The following is a 15,635-nucleotide window of genomic DNA, read 5'->3' as shown; positions in this document are numbered from 1 at the left end:
TGTGCCACCGTCCCAGGCCTGATCGCGCTGACCTTGGCGAGCTTGCAAGGCTTTTGCACGCCGACACTGCACTGTGTCAGGTCTCGAACATGCAACTCCGCGCCGCTCTCGAGCTGGCAGAGCAACGCGGCTGGAAGATCTCCAAGGAAACGACCGATGGCTGACATTGGGTGCAGGTACGACCGGGCAGACCTCCTGAAGGCGCTTGCCGATCGCAAGGGTATGCGACCCGCTGATCTGTTTCGCTCGCTGTGTGACGCTGCCTTGGCCGCAGAGGGCTTTCCCATTGCTGACCGGCAGTATTGTTTGGTGCGCGATGGCGAGTTGATCTCGACCAGCTTCAAGCCCACCAAGGACCGTGATGGCGGCGAGTGGCTGCCGATTGAGAACGAGGACAACGCCCCGTTTGACCCCGCGCTGCATTGGCGTCTGAAGCCGCTGCCCCTTCGCCTCGACGGTGACCGGGTTGTCCGGGTTTATCCGGTGGTGCCGAAGTCGATGGAGCACGCATGACCGGCATTGCATGGTGGTCGCAGACTGCTGCGGCGAATGCCAGCTCGGATAGCACGGTCGGGTGGGCCGAAGGTCAGGCGCCCAGCACGATCAACGACAGTGCACGCGCGATGATGGCCTCTACGGCCAAGTGGCGTGACGACATTTCAGGTGCGATTGTCACGGCTGGCACCAGCACCGCCTATACCGTAGCGAGCAACCAGAATTTCGACAGCCTGTCCCGGCTCTCCAATCAGATGATCGCATTCACGCCGCACACAACCAACGGCGCAACCGTTACGCTAAACGTGGACAGCCTTGGAGCGAAGCCCTTGCGTTCGGCCCCATCTGTTGAGTTGCCGGCCGGGACGCTTGTCCAGGGCACGCCTTACGTTGCGGTCTATAACAACAGTGACGGCGCGTTCTATCTTCAGGGCTTTTTTGCAAACCCGTATTCGATCCCGATCGGCGGATTTCTCGACTATGGCGGTACGACCGCTCCGAACAGCTCGTTCGTGCTGGCCTATGGTCAAGCGATCTCGCGCACGACCTATTCAACTCTGTTTTCGCTTTTCAGCACGACTTACGGCAACGGTGACGGATCGACGACCTTCAACGTTCCGGATCTCCGTGGGCGCGTTATCGCTGGCAAAGACGATATGGGCGGGAGCGCTGCGTCTCGTATTACCTCGGCTGTCTTCAGCCCTGGCGGCACGAGCCTCGGCGCGGTCGGCGGCGCGCAGTCTGGAACCATCGGCACATCAAACCTTCCTCCGTATACGCCAAGTGGCTCTGTCACGAGTACACTCGTCAACGGTGGCAATACTTTTTACGGCTTCATTCAGCCCGGAAATAATGTCCAAGTCGGTGGTACGGGGACAGGTGGTGCGGCAACAGTTGCGACTTCCTTGCTCAGCGTAACGTCTTCCTTCACAGGAACCGCGCAGGGTGGCACAAGCGCAGCCTTTTCGGTCACGCAGCCAACCATTGTTTTGAACAAGCTGCTTCGCATTGTCTAAGGATCAATCGAATGTCTGAAGTCGAACAGTCACGCGACGACGCCGGCCGCTTTGAGGGCGGTAGCGAACAGCTTTTCGGTCGCGAAGCCGAACTTGTTTCCGCCGGCTACACCGTCAGGAAAGACGACGCCCCTTCGGACGAGATCGGCAGCGACGAAACATCGCTGCGGGAAGCGGCTGACACGCTTGCGGCCACCGAAGATGAAAGCCTGCCTGTCATGGAGCTCCTGGAGGCCCAGGGCAAGCTCGATCCTAACGAAGCGCTTACGGCCGAACAGGCATCGGATGATTTCACCGCTGCGGCCTCCGATATTGCCAGCTACGTCGAGGGCGCGGATCTTTCCAAATTCGCCGAAGAGGTCGATCAAGCGCGACTGAAGCAGTTCAAGGCCGACCCTAAGAGCGCAGCGAAGTTTGGTTTCGACGAAAACGATGTTCGCTCGTTGGAAGCAAAGCAAGTCGGCGAGCAGCAGCAAGCGCAGCAGCCGATCCAGCAATCCGCCGAAACTGCTCCGAACGTCGAAGGCCTCGATCCTGAGGTCGCGAAGGCCATGCAGCATCCCCAGGTGCGTCAGGCCATCGAGGACGAACTTGGCAAGGCTGATGCTGCCAAACAGCAGTATGCGCAGGCGCTGACGGCTGCGACCCAATTCGCTCAAGCGAACCTGATTGATCACCTCCCAGAGCTGGCGGAAATCCCGGTCGATCGATGGGCGGAAGCGATCTCGATTCTCAACCAGGCCGACCCGCAGCGCGTTCAGCGAGCGATGGGTGTGCTTCAGCGTGTTGATACATTGCAGCGGACCAGCGCTGAATGGCAGCAGCGGCAGGCTATCGAGCAGCAGCAGCAGTTTCAGGCTCGCTATCAGGAATACAACAGGCAGGCTGATGAAGTCCTGGGGCCGATGACGCACGCGGAAAAGTCCGCGATGGCGGAGGAACTCGTCAGCTACGTGGGCGAGCTTGGCGTCACTCGCGAGGCGCTGCTCCATGAGGCGAAGACCAATCTGGCGCTGCATCACCCCGCGTTTCAGCGGATGGCGGCTGATGCGTTGCGATATCGCGCCATCAAAAACGCTCCGAAGGCCGTCGTGCGGGCCGACCTGCCGCCTGTTCAGAAGCCTGGTTATGCCGGCGCCGTGCGCAATACGGGGAAGAGTAGCACGCTTGCGGCGCTGGAAAAGCAGTTTGCAGCAGCAACGGGCGATCGGCAGCTTCGCATCGCGGCTGAGATCTTGGGACTGAGGGAGTGATCAGATGGAAGACAAACGAACCCTGCTAGAGCGCGCGAAGTTCCTTTCGGAGAACTACGCGGGGCAGCCAATCGGTGATGACGATTTCGCGAACGGCTTCATCCTCCACAATCGGGAGAACCGCGTGGCAATCCTCGACGTGCTGCATGCTGAAGACAGCAATGGCGGCGAAATCGCGTTTGAGGACATGCGCAAGGCCGCAGAGCGGGCCGAGCTGATCGGCCGCCTCAAGGACACGCATCAGAAGCTATTGAAGGCTGGCCGGTGACGAGCCCCGTTCTGGAGGCACTACTGCTTGCCAAGGTGGACGATATGATCGTGCCGCCGCATTCGTGGGGCAAGCAAGAAAAGCTGATGTTTTTGCAGCTTCCGCATGCCCTGCGGCTCTATTATTCCGAGCGGGAGAAGGAGCGGGATCGAAGGGTCTTGCGGGCGATGAACGAGGCGGCTGATGCGCGCAAGCGTGTGGCTGAAGTGCAAGCCGAGTTGGATGTCTGCAAAGCGAAACTAACGATCTTAGAGGAAAAGAATGCTGAGGCCAAAGATGTTGCCGCTTGACGATCGGATCAAGCAGATCCGCGAGGAGTGCAACGCGGTCATCGACAAGCACGCCGCCGAGATTGCAGCCGAAACCGGTAACGTGGTCCCGGTGCCGTCGATCCGCCGTGACATCGAGCTTCGCGCCCGTGGCTGCCCGTGTGCGCAAGCCATGTACGTCCTCCATGGCGAGAAGGCGGCCGAGCATTTGGAACGCGCATGATGGGATTGCTGGACGGCATAAACGATCCCGAAGTGCGGGCAATCGTGGCGGAGCGGCGTCGCATTGCCGAACGTGTTGCCGAGCAGATGGGCGTTTCGGTGCGAGAAGCTTGTCTGGCGCTCATCGATTTCGAAACCAACTTGTCGCACGAAGGCCACGAGCTGCACTGATGAAAGCGGTCTTCCCTAAACAGGTCGAGCTTGCCCGCGTCGCCAACCACTTCGGCTCAGATGAAGGGCGCAATGGGCGGTTTCTCATCCAGGGGCCATGCGGCTGCACGTTGCGAGTTATTTCCTACGACGGCGAGGAAAGCGGCTGGGAACAGGTCTCTGTTGCCACGGAGCGCCGCCGGTCGCCGAATTGGCTGGAGATGTGTTTCATCAAGGATCTGTTCTGGGATGAAGAGGAATGCGTGGTGCAGTACCACCCGCCGCTCTCTCAGTATGTCAAGATGCACCGCTATTGCCTACATCTCTGGAAGCCCAAGCACGCCGTGATGCCGGCGCCCCCTGCGGGCTTGGTCGGAATTGTTGGCGTCGGGCCTGAAGAGGCGAAGCCGTGGGTAGACGCGATGGTCGCTGATTATTTTGCGAGGGCGTCTCAGTGACACACTGGACGGACTCGATCAGCGGCGCCCTCGATCATGTCGAGCGACTCGATGGCGACCTCGAGTATTTCGCCGAGCAGCATCTAAAGATCCGCCCCAAAGCTGGCGGCATTGTCCCGTTCAAGTTCAACCCGGTTCAACGGAAGCTGCATGCAATCATCGAGGAGCAGCGCGCCAAGACCGGTATGGTCCGCATTGTAGTGCTCAAAGCCCGTCAGGAAGGCGTCAGTACCTACGTTGCCGGACGCTACTATCACAAGACCATTCGCAATCCGGGTTTCCTGACGGCTATTGTGGCCCATGAGAAGCCGGCCGTCCGCAACCTGTTTGGCCTGGTCAAGCGCATGCATGACCTGATGCCAGAGGATATGCGGCCCGTAACGGGCGCCTCGAATGCCGAGGAACTGAAATTCAGCAGCATCGATAGCGGCTATTTGGTCTCGGTCGCGACCGAGGACGGCGCCGGTCGATCGTCAACCGCACAGGCGCTCCACGCCTCCGAGGCGGCCTTCTGGGTGAACCTGAAGGAACAGCTTGCGGCGTTGATGGAGACCGTGCCGGATCTGCCAGACACTGAGATCATCGTGGAAACGACCGGCAACCAGTTCGGTGATGAGTTTCACCAGTTCTGGTGCAAGGCCCTGGCCGGCGAAAACAGCTTCCTCGCGGTCTTCCTGCCTTGGTCGGAAGATCCGACCTACCGGAAAACCGTCCCCGACGATTTCGCAATGACGGCGGAGGAAAAGCGGCTTGCCGAGCTCCACAACCTCGACGCCGAGCAGATCTATTGGCGCCGCTGCAAGATCGCGGACAAGGGCGACATCAACTATTTCAAACGCGAGTATCCGCTGACGCCCGATGAGGCCTTCTTGGCCTCCAGCTTTGACAGCTTCATTCCGCATGATCTGGTGCTGCGGGCTCGCAAGAACGAGCACAAGGGAACGGGACCGCTGATCATTGGCGTCGATCCTGCCCGGTTCGGCGCTGACAGCACGGCCATCGCCTGGCGTCGCGGCAGCGGTATCGAGAAGGTGGAGAAGCGGCACGGCCTGGACACCATGCAGGTCGCCGGCTGGGTGGCAAAGATCATCAGGGAGGAAGAGCCGGCCAAGGTGAATATCGATGTGGGCGGGCTCGGCGCCGGCATCTATGACCGCCTCGTGGAGCAAGGCTATGGTGGCTCATTCGGCAGCGGCAAGCTGAACGCGATCAACTTCGGCTCAAAGCCGATCGAGCCCCCGTCTTTGGACGACACCGGAAAGGCCTCTGGCGGCCCCGCCAACCGCCGGGCTGAGATGTGGTCGCACCTGAAATCAGCCCTGGAAGGCCCCGGCTTCTCGCTGCCGGACAGCGACAGCTTGCAAACCGACATTTGCGGCCCTGGCTACCGGTATATGAGCGACGGCCGACTGGTGCTCGAGAGCAAGGACGAGATGAAGAAACGGGGAATGCCGAGCCCTGACGAGGGAGATGCGGTGGCGCTGTGCTTCAGCGAGCCTGGAGGGGCGCCCGTGGTGGTGAATACCAACTTCAACCGGGTGATTGAGTACTCGGATGTGGGCTGGCGGTGATGATTGATCGTTTGCTGGGGCCTGCCAGATGGGCGAGCGGCTACGCTGCGTCAGCTACTCTACGACGCTCCTCCAAGAACGCGCTCCTTGCACGTTCATCGGTCCAATTCACGACAGAGGACTCGCTTCCAAGAACCTTCTTCGCATAATCGATAGCATCAGAGGCGTTTTCGAGCGGCGGTCTAACCAAAGAATAGGCTACCGCGTCGTGCTCGGCTGCTCGAATGTCGGAAAACATGTAGCCTAGCAGGCCTGCACGTTCTTTGATCTTGGTCGGACGCGATCCGTTGAGATCGATATGATCAAACACGTAGAGCTTACCGTTGCGCTGTGAAAAAGCGGGCGTGTGCGTCACATGCTGACCAGACACTGGCCTTTCTTTCACGATCGGGTGCCTAGTGAATAATTCGCGGTCGTTGGCTAGCAATTGCAGCTGATCGAGCGTGGCCGTGATCTCAGAAGCCAAGGCGACGTTCCCGTCTTCATCCGAACCCCACTGATACGCTTCCAGTACGCCGCCTCCTACCACTAAATTGAAGATGAACGTGCAGATCTCGTCTGCTGAATCACCTTCCGTCTCGTGGATCTCCCCCCCGTGTTCAACGAAATAGTTCGCTGTCTTAGCCTTTGCGAGTGACTCTATGCCCGACAGCATTTCGCGGCGCCAGTACGTACGCCATTGTGTGTATACATTGGGAAAAGCAAACTTATTTCCAAGCCGCCGAGCATCCAGCGTTCCGTCTTCTCGTTCTCCGATAAAACGAGCAACGTGTCTGCCGCCGTGCTCAACGAAAACCCCCACGTTCCGGGGTTCGTTTCGCATGGGATCCTCGACGTATTTTGCTATCCAATATTTTGTCATTGTGCCGGTGCCTTCGGAAAGCTTGCCATGTTCGCGCTGAAAAGCTGACCGAGATTGTCTCGCCTGGTTTTCATAAATGCTGATATAGCGTCTTTTTTCTCGAATGGAATCCCGCAGCTGCACGCAGCTTCTATGGTGCCTTCGATGAAGTAATCAGGAATTTGTTTCAGTCGTTCCAGCCATGTAGCAAGACCGGCTTTCGTATCGATTTCTCCGGCCAAGCAGTGGCCTCCAAGTGCCAAACTACCACTTCGTGCCGCTAGCGTCTGATCAATATCGCCCCCTGGCGTTAGGAAAGCATGACTGTGATCAAAGATCTGTACGCGGTTAGTGGTAGCATCATGCGCAATATTTTGGTTGTGCCGGTCACCGTTCATCACGAATGCGTCGAAAACGATGATGCCCCAGGCCAGTTCCGGAAAGCTCTGGACGATGGCAGCTGGCGAAACTGGGGGGAGTGCCTGTCCCGCTAAATTGAAGTCCAGAGAGAAGAAATATGTGGTGTTTCCGCTCTCCATGAGAGCACCTGGTGGACAGGGTAGCAGCAACGCTCTGGCAATGCTGGAGCACACCAACTCGTTCGCAACGATGTACGGCTGATTTGGCAGTGCTGCTTTCCCGACGCCGGCAATGCTTACGAAAACCGGGGCGGTTGCCGTGTTTGCGATTTGAGGCCCGACGGCGAGCACTCTGTATTTAGCGGCCGGCATCGTTCCCCCACCTGTTGATGCGATGATGGCGGGAGAGACGCGATTCCGCAACTGCTACGGGTAGAAATAGGCCGAGCCCCTTTGGGGTGCTCATTGAAAAATAACCAAATCAGGTGCAGGTTGTCCGTGGGTGTGAGAACCCGGACCGAAATAGGCTGGCCGTCGATTGGCGTCGATGGCTGCCGAAAGCGCAACAGCCTTGGCGGGCTGTCTAGGCGCTATGGAGCGCCTTGGCGGGCGCGCCGTTCTGGCTTTATGCCGGGGGCGTTGCGCCATGTCCAGAGCCGCGAGGCTTAAAAGCGCGACGACCTGTCTTTCGGCAGGTTCTCACCCCCCGGCTGCCCGGTCCGTTTCCGGGTATCGGCTGTGAGAAGCCAAACCGAAAGCGCCAACCCCATGACCATCGAAAGACCCATGTTCCCGCCCCGTGGCGAGTCCGCTGGTGCGGTCTACGTGAAGACCGACATTCCCCCCGAGCAGATCTTCCAGGCCATCGGCAGACTCCGCAAGGAGGCCAGAGACGAGATTGACCGGCTTATCCGGTTTCTCGACTCTACCGAGAACCACATGGAGCTCGAGCCCGAGGACGAGGGCGACGACAGCGAGCTGGAGGACGATGACCCGGCAGAGGATGACGGTCTAGCAGAGCCATCCCTTGGCAGCGTTGATCCGTCGATGGCGGGCGGCGATCAGACCCATTGGGCTGCTGGCGGCCGAAGGGACCTTGAGAGCGATCCTGCGGAAAGCGGCATAGGCGACCATGACGGCTTGCTGGAGCAGGTCGGCTGGCAAGACTGGCAACACACGGTGATGGCATGAAAGTAGAGAGCTGGCACCGCCGCCATGCCGTGATGTTGGCAAGCCAACTTCCGGAAAAGACCGAAGACGCCCTAGCCGTGCTACGGCTGGCAACTCAGCTCGTGACGGACTTCCTGGCTGAAGGCGAGCCAATGCAGAAGCCGGCGCCGGTAGTAGCGCTGATCGGGGGCAACGAATGCGCCTGATCTGTCTCTTGCTCACGCTCTATCGGCTACGGCTCGCACGATGGCGACTAGAGCGCCGCCGCTGACGACACAAAGGCCCGCTGGTTCACGCTGGCGGGCCTCAGCTCGGGTGGCACCGGATCACTGAAGGTCGCAGTGCAGCGCTAATAGCGCCCGCACGCTATAGCCACTTCGCGTCGTTGCATGCAGGCGCCAAAACCATTCGGACCCCAATTTTCGGCGCATTGCTGACGCCACTGGCCACAACTCATAGTGCCGCCTTCATATCTGTTGTAGGCACCGCGGTAGCGCCCCCGGTGATAACCATCGTACCGATCGCGACCGACATAAACGCCACCAGGGCCAATCTCAAAACTCTGCGCCTGGGCCGTAGAGATGTCGCCCGCAGTGAGGGCTACTAACGCGGCAAATGCCAGAATGTATCTCTTCACAAGCAGCCTCCTCTCGGGAATTACTGGAAATAAACAGTCAAGGTCGTGATCTTGTTCCGCTCATTTCCTCTAGTGCAGGTGTTTTATGCCGGCTTACTACGGCGCGGCCGGCTACGCTGGCGGGCCTATCACGTCGTATTCGAACGCCACGCCCTCGGGATCGTTTTCCTCGAACCAGATCTCTGCGGCCTCGACCGTGGCGAAGACCTTGATGTGATCGACGTCGCCGACCTGCTTGGCGGTGTTCACATAGACGAAGACGGTCATTGATCCCTCTTCAGCTTGCGCCGACCCCAATGTGGTTCTTTGCCCTTGGGGTTTAACTCCGGGACATAGTGACGGTTCAGCGCTCGCACGACACCGATGCGGGCAAGCATCGTCGGGCCGCCGCGCTCGACCACCAGGAGCAAAGCCTCCATCGCGGCCCGCCACTCTGCCGCATCGTGCTCCTTCTTCGGCAGCGCGGCGATGTACTCGCCTGCGTCACGCAACGTCGCCAGCGAGCGGCCGGTCACCTCGATCGGCTCCTCGAAAGGCCGCCCCCAGCCCTTGCTCATCTCGTGTTTCGATACCCCATCACCGCCATCTGCGGCTTGCCGCGCTCGAAGTCGGGCCGAACGTCAGCACCGCGATATCCGCAAGCCTGGCAGACGAAGCGCGGCTCGAGATCCGACAGCCGCATACTGTCATGCCACCGATCAGCGTCCAAGGCGACGTGATGCCCGCAGTGGCAGTAGACCAGGACGCCGCGCAGGCCCATTTCGCGCATCTCGCCGAAGGTGATCTTGAGCGGCCGGCCGTCGGCGTGCGTTGGCGTGTGGCGGCGGACAGGGCGAGGCATGCAGCCATCGAAGCGCGCGGCCGGCAAGAGTCAAATTGTCGATTCCTAGCGGCTCGGAACGAGCTCGAGCTACAGCCCGTCGTGGGTGTGGAGAACCCAGCTATTCGATTCCGGTATCGTACTGCTGCGCCTTCATGATGATCGCTAGCAGGGCGAGCAGCGCAGTCGCGAGCAGCACGAGAACTCCACCCGTGATCCAAAGGCAGATCATGATCTGCCTCCGGTGAACATATCGCGAAAGCCGGTGTTGCGGCCGTGTTGCGCGGAGTGACTTGTAGTGTCTGGTAACGCGTTGAATTTGCTGTCAGCGCCAAGGAACGCCGCGCAACACGGTTTGACCGATAGAACGAAGCCGATACTTGGCCAAGTTGTTGATTTGAGGAATGAAAGGCTGGCGATCCCGGCAGGAATCGAACCTGCAACCCTCAGAGTAGAAATCTGATGCTCTATCCAGTTGAGCTACGGGACCGTTCCGGCCAGCCCGGTTTGGGGGCCGGCTGTTCATATATCATGGCAATATGAAAAATCTGGTCTTTCGCCAAGCCTGAACCGAACCGTTTTCCTCAATGCAGCGACAAACCGGAACGGCGGAGTGTCAGGGTGCCGGGTTGAGCGGCAGCGGACTGGACGACGGATTACGTCGCCGGCAACGCTGGCCAGCTTCCGGGACACGGTCGCCGGTCGACTGTTTCAGGTGTTGCCTGCGCCTCAGGACGGCGTGCGCGGCGGTATCTCGATCGGTCTCCTTTGGGCGTGCCTTGCCATGGCGAATGCGACGTTTTGCACCTTTGGTTCCATCGCCATGAGTCCGTCACCTTTCCGCACACATTATCGCCGCCGCGGCGCTCGTCCGCGATTTCCGGGAGTCCTTTCATGATTGGTCTGGTTCGCGCCGTCGCTCTCTGCGCCGTGCTGGCGTTTGGCCTTTGCGCTGCGCAGGCAGCAGACAAGGCATTCAAGCGTGACGATCTCGCCGATTCCGCGATCAAGCTCGAGGCGCAGATCAAGAGTGAAGCGGGGGCGGTCGCCAAGACCAACGCGACGCTGAAGACCGACGCCGACGCCGCATTCAGGCGCAACGATTACCGCACCGGGCTCTCGGTCCTCGGCCAGATTGCCGCCACCACGCCTGATGACGCCGGCAACTGGCTGCGGCTTGCAAAGGTCATCTTCCAGATCACGCCGAAGAGTTCGAGCGAGCAGACGTTCCTCTGGGAGCGCGCCTCGACCGCCGCCTACATCGCCTACATGCGCGCCGGCAATCAGGGTGAGGAAGCCGATGCGCTCGCCGTGCTCGGCAGGTCGCTCGCCGAACGGCACCTGTTTCGCCCAGCGCTCGACGCATTGCGGCTGTCGCTGGACATGCGCGAGGTCGCCGATGTCCGCGGCCAATATGAAAAGCTGCGCGACGAGCACGGCTTCCGCTTGCTCGATTATACCGTGGACTCGGATTCGGCGAGCCCGCGCGCCTGCTTCCAGTTCTCGGAAGAACTCGCCAAGCGCACCGATTTCGCGCCGTTTCTGGCGCTCGCAGGTCAGGACAAGCCGGCGCTGTCGGCCGAGGGCAAGCAGCTCTGCGTTGACGGGCTGAAGCATGGCGAGCGCTACAACATCAATCTGCGCGCCGGCCTGCCATCGACCGTCAAGGAAGGCCTGCCGAAATCGGCCGAATTCAACATCTATGTGCGCGACCGCAAGCCGTTCGTGCGCTTCACCAGCCGCGCCTATGTGCTGCCGCGCACCGGCCAGCGCGGCATTCCCGTGGTCAGCGTCAACACGCCTGCCGTGAACATTAATGTTTTCCGGATCGGCGATCGCAACCTGATCAACACGGTGGTCGACAGCGACTTCCAGAAGACGTTGTCGAAGTACCAGCTCGGCGATCTCGGTGACGAGCGCGGCGTCAAGGTCTGGTCCGGCGAGCTTGCGACCGCGATGACGCTGAACCAGGACGTCACCACCGCATTCCCGGTCGACGAGGCGCTGGGTGAGCTGCAGCCCGGCGTCTATGTGATGACGGCGGCGGCCAAGGGTCCGGGCAGCGACGATGATTATCAGCTCGCCACCCAATGGTTCATCGTGTCCGATCTCGGCGTCGCGGCCTACTCAGGCAATGACGGCATCCATGTCTTCGTCAATTCGCTGGCCTCGACTGATCCGGTCGGCAAAGCCGAGGTGCGGCTGGTCGCCCGCAACAACGAGATTTTGGCGACGCGCAAGACCGATGATGCCGGTCACGTACTGTTCGAGGCGGGCCTCGCGCGGGGCGAGGGCGGCCTGTCGCCGGCGATGTTGACGGTGACAGGCGAGAAGGCGGACTACGCCTTCCTGAGCCTGAAGACCTCGGCCTTTGATCTGTCCGACCGCGGCGTTGCGGGCCGCGCCGTGCCTGCGGGCGCCGACGCCTTCGTCTACGCCGAGCGCGGCGTCTATCGCTCGAGCGAGACCGTCTATCTCACCGCGCTGCTGCGCGACGGGCAGGGCAATGCCGTCAACGGCGGACCGCTGACCCTGGTGATCGAGCGTCCCGATGGCGTCGAATTCCGCCGCGCCGTGCTGGCGGACCAAGGCGCCGGCGGCCGCACGCTTGCCGTGCCGCTCAATTCGGCCGTTCCGACCGGGACATGGCGGGTGCGCGCCTTCACCGATCCGAAGGGCTCGTCGGTCGGCGAGACCACCTTCATGGTCGAGGACTACGTGCCCGACAGGATCGAATTCGACTTGTCCGCCAAGGACAAGCTGATCAAAGCTAACGCTCCTGTGGAGCTTAAGGCGGACGGTCATTTCCTCTATGGCGCGCCGGCCTCCGGCCTCAGCCTCGAGGGCGACATGCTGATTGCGCCCGCGGCGGCTGGGCGGCCCGGCTTTGCCGGCTACCAGTTCGGCGTCGATGACGAGCAGACCACGTCGAACGAGCGCACACCATTGGAGAACCTGCCCGAGGCCGACGCCAATGGCGTTGCGACCTTCCCGGTGACGCTTGACAAGCAGCCGTCCTCGACGCGTCCGCAAGAGGCGCAGATCTTCATCCGCATGGTCGAGACCGGCGGCCGCGCCGTCGAGCGCAAACTGGTGCTGCCGGTCGCGCCGGCGACCGCGCTGATCGGCGTCAAGCCGCTGTTCGGCGACAAGAACGTCGCGGAAGGCGACAAGGCCGAGTTCGACGTCGTATTCGTCTCACCGGAAGGCAAGACGCTTCCCCGCGACGGCCTGCGCTACGAGCTCCTGAAGATGGAGTCGCGCTATCAGTGGTACCGCCAGAACAATTACTGGGAGTACGAGCCGGTCAAGTCGACCTCGCGCGTCGCCGATGGTGACGTGACGATTGCGGCAGACAAGCCGACCCGCATCTCGCTGGCGCCACGCCCCGGCCGCTACCGGCTGGACGTCAAGTCGAATGACGCTGACGGCCCGGTGACCTCGGTGCAGTTCGACGTCGGCTGGTATTCCGATGGCAGCGCCGACACGCCTGATTTGCTGGAGACCTCGATCGACAAACCGCAATACGCGTCCGGCGACACCATGACCGTGTCGGTCAACGTCCGCTCCGCCGGCAAGCTCACCGTCAACGTGGTCGGCGACCGCCTGCTGACGACGCAGACCGTCGACGTCAAGGAAGGCACCGCGCAGGTCAAGCTCCCGGTCGGCAAGGATTGGGGCACCGGTGCCTATGTTGTGGCAACGCTGCGCCGTCCGCTCGATGCGGCTGCGCAGCGTATGCCGGGCCGCGCGATCGGCCTGAAATGGTTCGGGATCGACAAGCAGGCCCGCACGCTTGCTGTGAAGCTGTCGCCGCCGGATCTAATCCGGCCGAATTCGATGCTGAAGATCCCCGTCAAGCTCGACGGGCTCAACCCCGGCGAAGACGCCAAGATCGTCATCGCCGCGGTCGACGTCGGCATTCTCAACCTCACCAATTACAAGCCGCCGGCGCCGGATGATTATTATCTCGGCCAGCGCCAGTTGACTGCGGAGATCCGTGATCTCTATGGGCAGCTGATCGACGGCATGTCCGGCACGCGCGGCCAGATCAAATCCGGCGGCGACGCAGGTGCGGCTGAACTGCAGGGCTCACCGCCCGCGCAGAAGCCGCTGGCGCTCTATTCCGGCATCGTCACCGTCGGCGCCGACGGCACCGCGGAAGTCAGCTTCGACATTCCGGAGTTCGCCGGCACCGCGCGCGTCATGGCGGTGGCGTGGACCGCGACCAAGCTCGGCCGCGCCAACACCGATGTCGTGATCCGCGACCCCGTGGTGCTGACCACGACCTTGCCGCGCTTCCTGCTCAATGGCGACCACGGCACTGTCAATCTCGAGATCGACAATGTCGAAGGCCAGGCCGGCGATTACGTCATCAACGTCAAGACCGGCGGCCCGGTGAAGATGACCGGTAACCCCGCAACCACCGTCAAGCTCGCCGCCAAGCAGCGCAATTCGTTCGCGCTGGCGGTCGATGCGACCGCGGCCGGGCAGGCGACGCTCGATGTCGACATCAAGGGGCCGAATGGCCTCACGCTCGCGCGCCACTACGCGCTCGACGTCAAGGCGGCGACGCAAGTGCTGGCGCGGCGTTCGATCCGGACGCTGGCGAAGGGCGAGAGCCTGACGCTGACCTCGGACATGTTCTCCGACCTGGTGCCGGGCACCGGCAGCGTCTCGGTCTCGGCGAGCCTGTCCACCGCGCTCGATGCGGCGACCATCCTGAAAGCGCTCGACCGCTATCCCTATGGCTGCTCGGAGCAGATCACGAGCCGCGCGATGCCGTTGCTCTACGTCAACGACCTCGCGGCCGGCGCACATCTGGCCATGGATACCGAGGTCGATCAGCGCATCCGCGACGCCATCGAGCGGCTGCTGGCGCGCCAGGGCTCCAACGGCTCGTTCGGCCTGTGGTCGGCCGGCGGCGATGACGCCTGGCTCGATGCGTACGTGACCGACTTCCTCACCCGCGCCCGCGAAAAGGGCTTTGTGGTGCCTGATGTCCTGTTCAAGAATGCGCTTGATCGCATCAGAAACTCCGTCGTCAACGGCAACGAGCCGGAGAAGGACGGCGGCCGCGATCTCGCCTACGGCCTCTACGTGCTCGCCCGCAACGGCGCTGCTCCCATCGGCGACCTCCGCTATCTCGCCGACACCAAGCTGAACAATCTGGCGACGCCGATCGCCAAGTCTCAGCTCGCGGCGGCGCTCGCCTTGGTTGGCGACCGCAACCGCGCCGAGCGGGTCTATGGTGCAGCGCTCGACAGCCTCGCGCCAAAGCCGGTGCTGGAGTTCGGCCGCAGCGATTACGGCTCGCAACTCCGTGATGCCGCCGCGCTGGTCTCGCTCGCCAGCGAAGGCAATGCGCCGAAGGCGACGCTGACGCAGGCTGTTGCGCGGGTCGAGACCGCGCGCGGGCTGACGCCCTACACCTCCACGCAGGAGAATGCGTGGTTGGTGCTGGCGGCGCGCGCGCTGGCCAAGGAAAACCTCTCAATCGAGGTCGACGGTCAGCCGATCAAGACTGCGCTCTACCGCAGCTACAAGGCCGAGATGCTGAGCGGCAAGCCGCTGAAGATCACCAACACCGGCGATGCGCCGGTGCAGGCGGTGATCTCGGTCTCCGGCTCGCCGGTGACGCCGGAGCCGGCCGCGTCGAACGGCTTCAAGATCGAGCGGAACTACTTCACGCTTGACGGCAAGCCGGCCGACATCAGCAAGGTCAAGCAGAACGATCGCTTTGCCGTGGTGTTGAAGATTACGGAAGCCAAGCCCGAATACGGCCACATCATGGTGTCCGACTATCTGCCGGCGGGTCTCGAGATCGACAACCCGAAGCTGGTCTCGTCGGGCGACAGCGGCACGCTGGACTGGATCGAGGATGGTGAGGAGCCTGAAGACACCGAATTCCGCGACGACCGCTTCACCGCGGCCGTCGACCGGGCCTCGGACTCCAAGGCAGTCTTCACCGTCGCCTATGTCGTGCGCGTGGTCTCACCAGGCAAATACGTATTGCCGCAGGCCTATGTCGAGGACATGTACAACCCCTCGCGTTACGGCCGCACCGGAACGGGTACAGTCGAGGTGCGGGCGGCGAAGTGAGTAG

17 protein-coding genes and 1 tRNA gene are annotated in these 15,635 nt (G+C 61.7%); 12 read left to right on the top strand and 6 right to left on the bottom strand.

Translation table 11 applies throughout. The features are described 5' to 3' along the window. Positions 1–156 precede the first annotated feature (156 nt). The 9 genes from L6637_RS02915 to L6637_RS02875 all read left to right on the top strand — a co-directional run bounded on the left by L6637_RS02915 (position 157) and on the right by L6637_RS02875 (position 5,702). Positions 157–513, top strand: coding sequence for a hypothetical protein (locus L6637_RS02915; RefSeq protein WP_237869094.1), 357 nt, complete (start codon positions 157–159; stop codon positions 511–513). Beyond that, complete coding sequence (locus L6637_RS02910) at positions 510–1,511, top strand: phage tail protein (protein ID WP_237869092.1); 1,002 nt, start codon at positions 510–512, stop codon at positions 1,509–1,511. The genes L6637_RS02915 and L6637_RS02910 overlap by 4 nt, the downstream gene beginning before the upstream one ends. Positions 1,512–1,522: 11 nt before the next feature. Then, positions 1,523–2,764 carry a hypothetical protein gene (locus tag L6637_RS02905; RefSeq protein ID WP_237869090.1) on the top strand — a complete coding sequence of 414 codons (1,242 nt, stop codon included), beginning with the start codon at positions 1,523–1,525 and terminating at the stop codon, positions 2,762–2,764. A gap of 4 nt (positions 2,765–2,768) precedes the next feature. Next, the gene (locus tag L6637_RS02900; protein WP_237869088.1) at positions 2,769–3,032 is read left to right on the top strand and encodes a hypothetical protein; all 264 of its coding nucleotides are present in this window, start codon (positions 2,769–2,771) and stop codon (positions 3,030–3,032) included. After that, the gene (locus tag L6637_RS02895; RefSeq protein ID WP_237869086.1) at positions 3,029–3,322 is read left to right on the top strand and encodes a hypothetical protein; all 294 of its coding nucleotides are present in this window, start codon (positions 3,029–3,031) and stop codon (positions 3,320–3,322) included. Before L6637_RS02900 ends, L6637_RS02895 begins: the two co-directional genes overlap by 4 nt. After that, entirely contained in the window at positions 3,309–3,524 is a 216-nt protein-coding gene (locus L6637_RS02890; RefSeq protein ID WP_237869084.1) for a hypothetical protein, read from the top strand. The genes L6637_RS02895 and L6637_RS02890 overlap by 14 nt, the downstream gene beginning before the upstream one ends. Next, positions 3,521–3,694 (top strand): hypothetical protein, encoded by a 174-nt coding sequence (locus tag L6637_RS02885; protein ID WP_237869082.1) that lies wholly within the window; start codon positions 3,521–3,523, stop codon positions 3,692–3,694. Before L6637_RS02890 ends, L6637_RS02885 begins: the two co-directional genes overlap by 4 nt. Then, the gene (locus L6637_RS02880; RefSeq protein WP_237869080.1) at positions 3,694–4,131 is read left to right on the top strand and encodes a DUF7694 domain-containing protein; all 438 of its coding nucleotides are present in this window, start codon (positions 3,694–3,696) and stop codon (positions 4,129–4,131) included. Before L6637_RS02885 ends, L6637_RS02880 begins: the two co-directional genes overlap by 1 nt. Positions 4,132–4,331: 200 nt before the next feature. Beyond that, positions 4,332–5,702 carry a terminase large subunit gene (locus L6637_RS02875; protein WP_237869078.1) on the top strand — a complete coding sequence of 457 codons (1,371 nt, stop codon included), beginning with the start codon at positions 4,332–4,334 and terminating at the stop codon, positions 5,700–5,702. Positions 5,703–5,742: 40 nt separating this feature from the next. Here L6637_RS02875 and L6637_RS02870 read toward each other — a convergent pair whose 3' ends face one another. Then, complete coding sequence (locus tag L6637_RS02870; protein WP_237869076.1) at positions 5,743–6,525, bottom strand: hypothetical protein; 783 nt, start codon at positions 6,523–6,525, stop codon at positions 5,743–5,745. Positions 6,526–6,560: 35 nt separating this feature from the next. Beyond that, positions 6,561–7,082 carry a phosphatidylinositol 4-kinase gene (locus L6637_RS02865; RefSeq protein WP_237869074.1) on the bottom strand — a complete coding sequence of 174 codons (522 nt, stop codon included), beginning with the start codon at positions 7,080–7,082 and terminating at the stop codon, positions 6,561–6,563. 588 nt (positions 7,083–7,670) lie between these two features. Here L6637_RS02865 and L6637_RS02860 point away from each other — a divergent pair. Further along, on the top strand, positions 7,671–8,093 hold the full coding sequence (locus tag L6637_RS02860; protein ID WP_237869073.1) for a hypothetical protein: 423 nt from the start codon (positions 7,671–7,673) through the stop codon (positions 8,091–8,093). Then, complete coding sequence (locus tag L6637_RS02855; RefSeq protein WP_237869072.1) at positions 8,090–8,278, top strand: hypothetical protein; 189 nt, start codon at positions 8,090–8,092, stop codon at positions 8,276–8,278. The genes L6637_RS02860 and L6637_RS02855 overlap by 4 nt, the downstream gene beginning before the upstream one ends. 542 nt (positions 8,279–8,820) lie before the next feature. On the opposite strand, the gene L6637_RS02850 is transcribed toward L6637_RS02855, so the two are convergent. The 4 genes from L6637_RS02850 to L6637_RS02835 all read right to left on the bottom strand — a co-directional run bounded on the left by L6637_RS02850 (position 8,821) and on the right by L6637_RS02835 (position 10,019). Beyond that, positions 8,821–8,976 carry a hypothetical protein gene (locus tag L6637_RS02850; protein WP_237869071.1) on the bottom strand — a complete coding sequence of 52 codons (156 nt, stop codon included), beginning with the start codon at positions 8,974–8,976 and terminating at the stop codon, positions 8,821–8,823. Continuing rightward, positions 8,973–9,266 (bottom strand): hypothetical protein, encoded by a 294-nt coding sequence (locus tag L6637_RS02845; protein WP_237869070.1) that lies wholly within the window; start codon positions 9,264–9,266, stop codon positions 8,973–8,975. Before L6637_RS02845 ends, L6637_RS02850 begins: the two co-directional genes overlap by 4 nt. After that, complete coding sequence (locus tag L6637_RS02840) at positions 9,263–9,550, bottom strand: hypothetical protein (protein WP_237869069.1); 288 nt, start codon at positions 9,548–9,550, stop codon at positions 9,263–9,265. The genes L6637_RS02845 and L6637_RS02840 overlap by 4 nt, the downstream gene beginning before the upstream one ends. Positions 9,551–9,942: 392 nt before the next feature. Further along, positions 9,943–10,019 (bottom strand) — tRNA-Arg (locus L6637_RS02835). A gap of 404 nt (positions 10,020–10,423) precedes the next feature. Here L6637_RS02835 and L6637_RS02830 point away from each other — a divergent pair. Continuing rightward, the gene (locus L6637_RS02830; protein WP_237869068.1) at positions 10,424–15,631 is read left to right on the top strand and encodes an alpha-2-macroglobulin family protein; all 5,208 of its coding nucleotides are present in this window, start codon (positions 10,424–10,426) and stop codon (positions 15,629–15,631) included. Positions 15,632–15,635 lie beyond the last annotated feature (4 nt).

The sequence above is a fragment of the Bradyrhizobium zhengyangense genome (genome assembly GCF_022012435.1).
Taxonomy (GTDB): domain Bacteria; phylum Pseudomonadota; class Alphaproteobacteria; order Rhizobiales; family Xanthobacteraceae; genus Bradyrhizobium; species Bradyrhizobium zhengyangense.
This window is presented reverse-complemented; position numbering and strand designations above follow the sequence as displayed.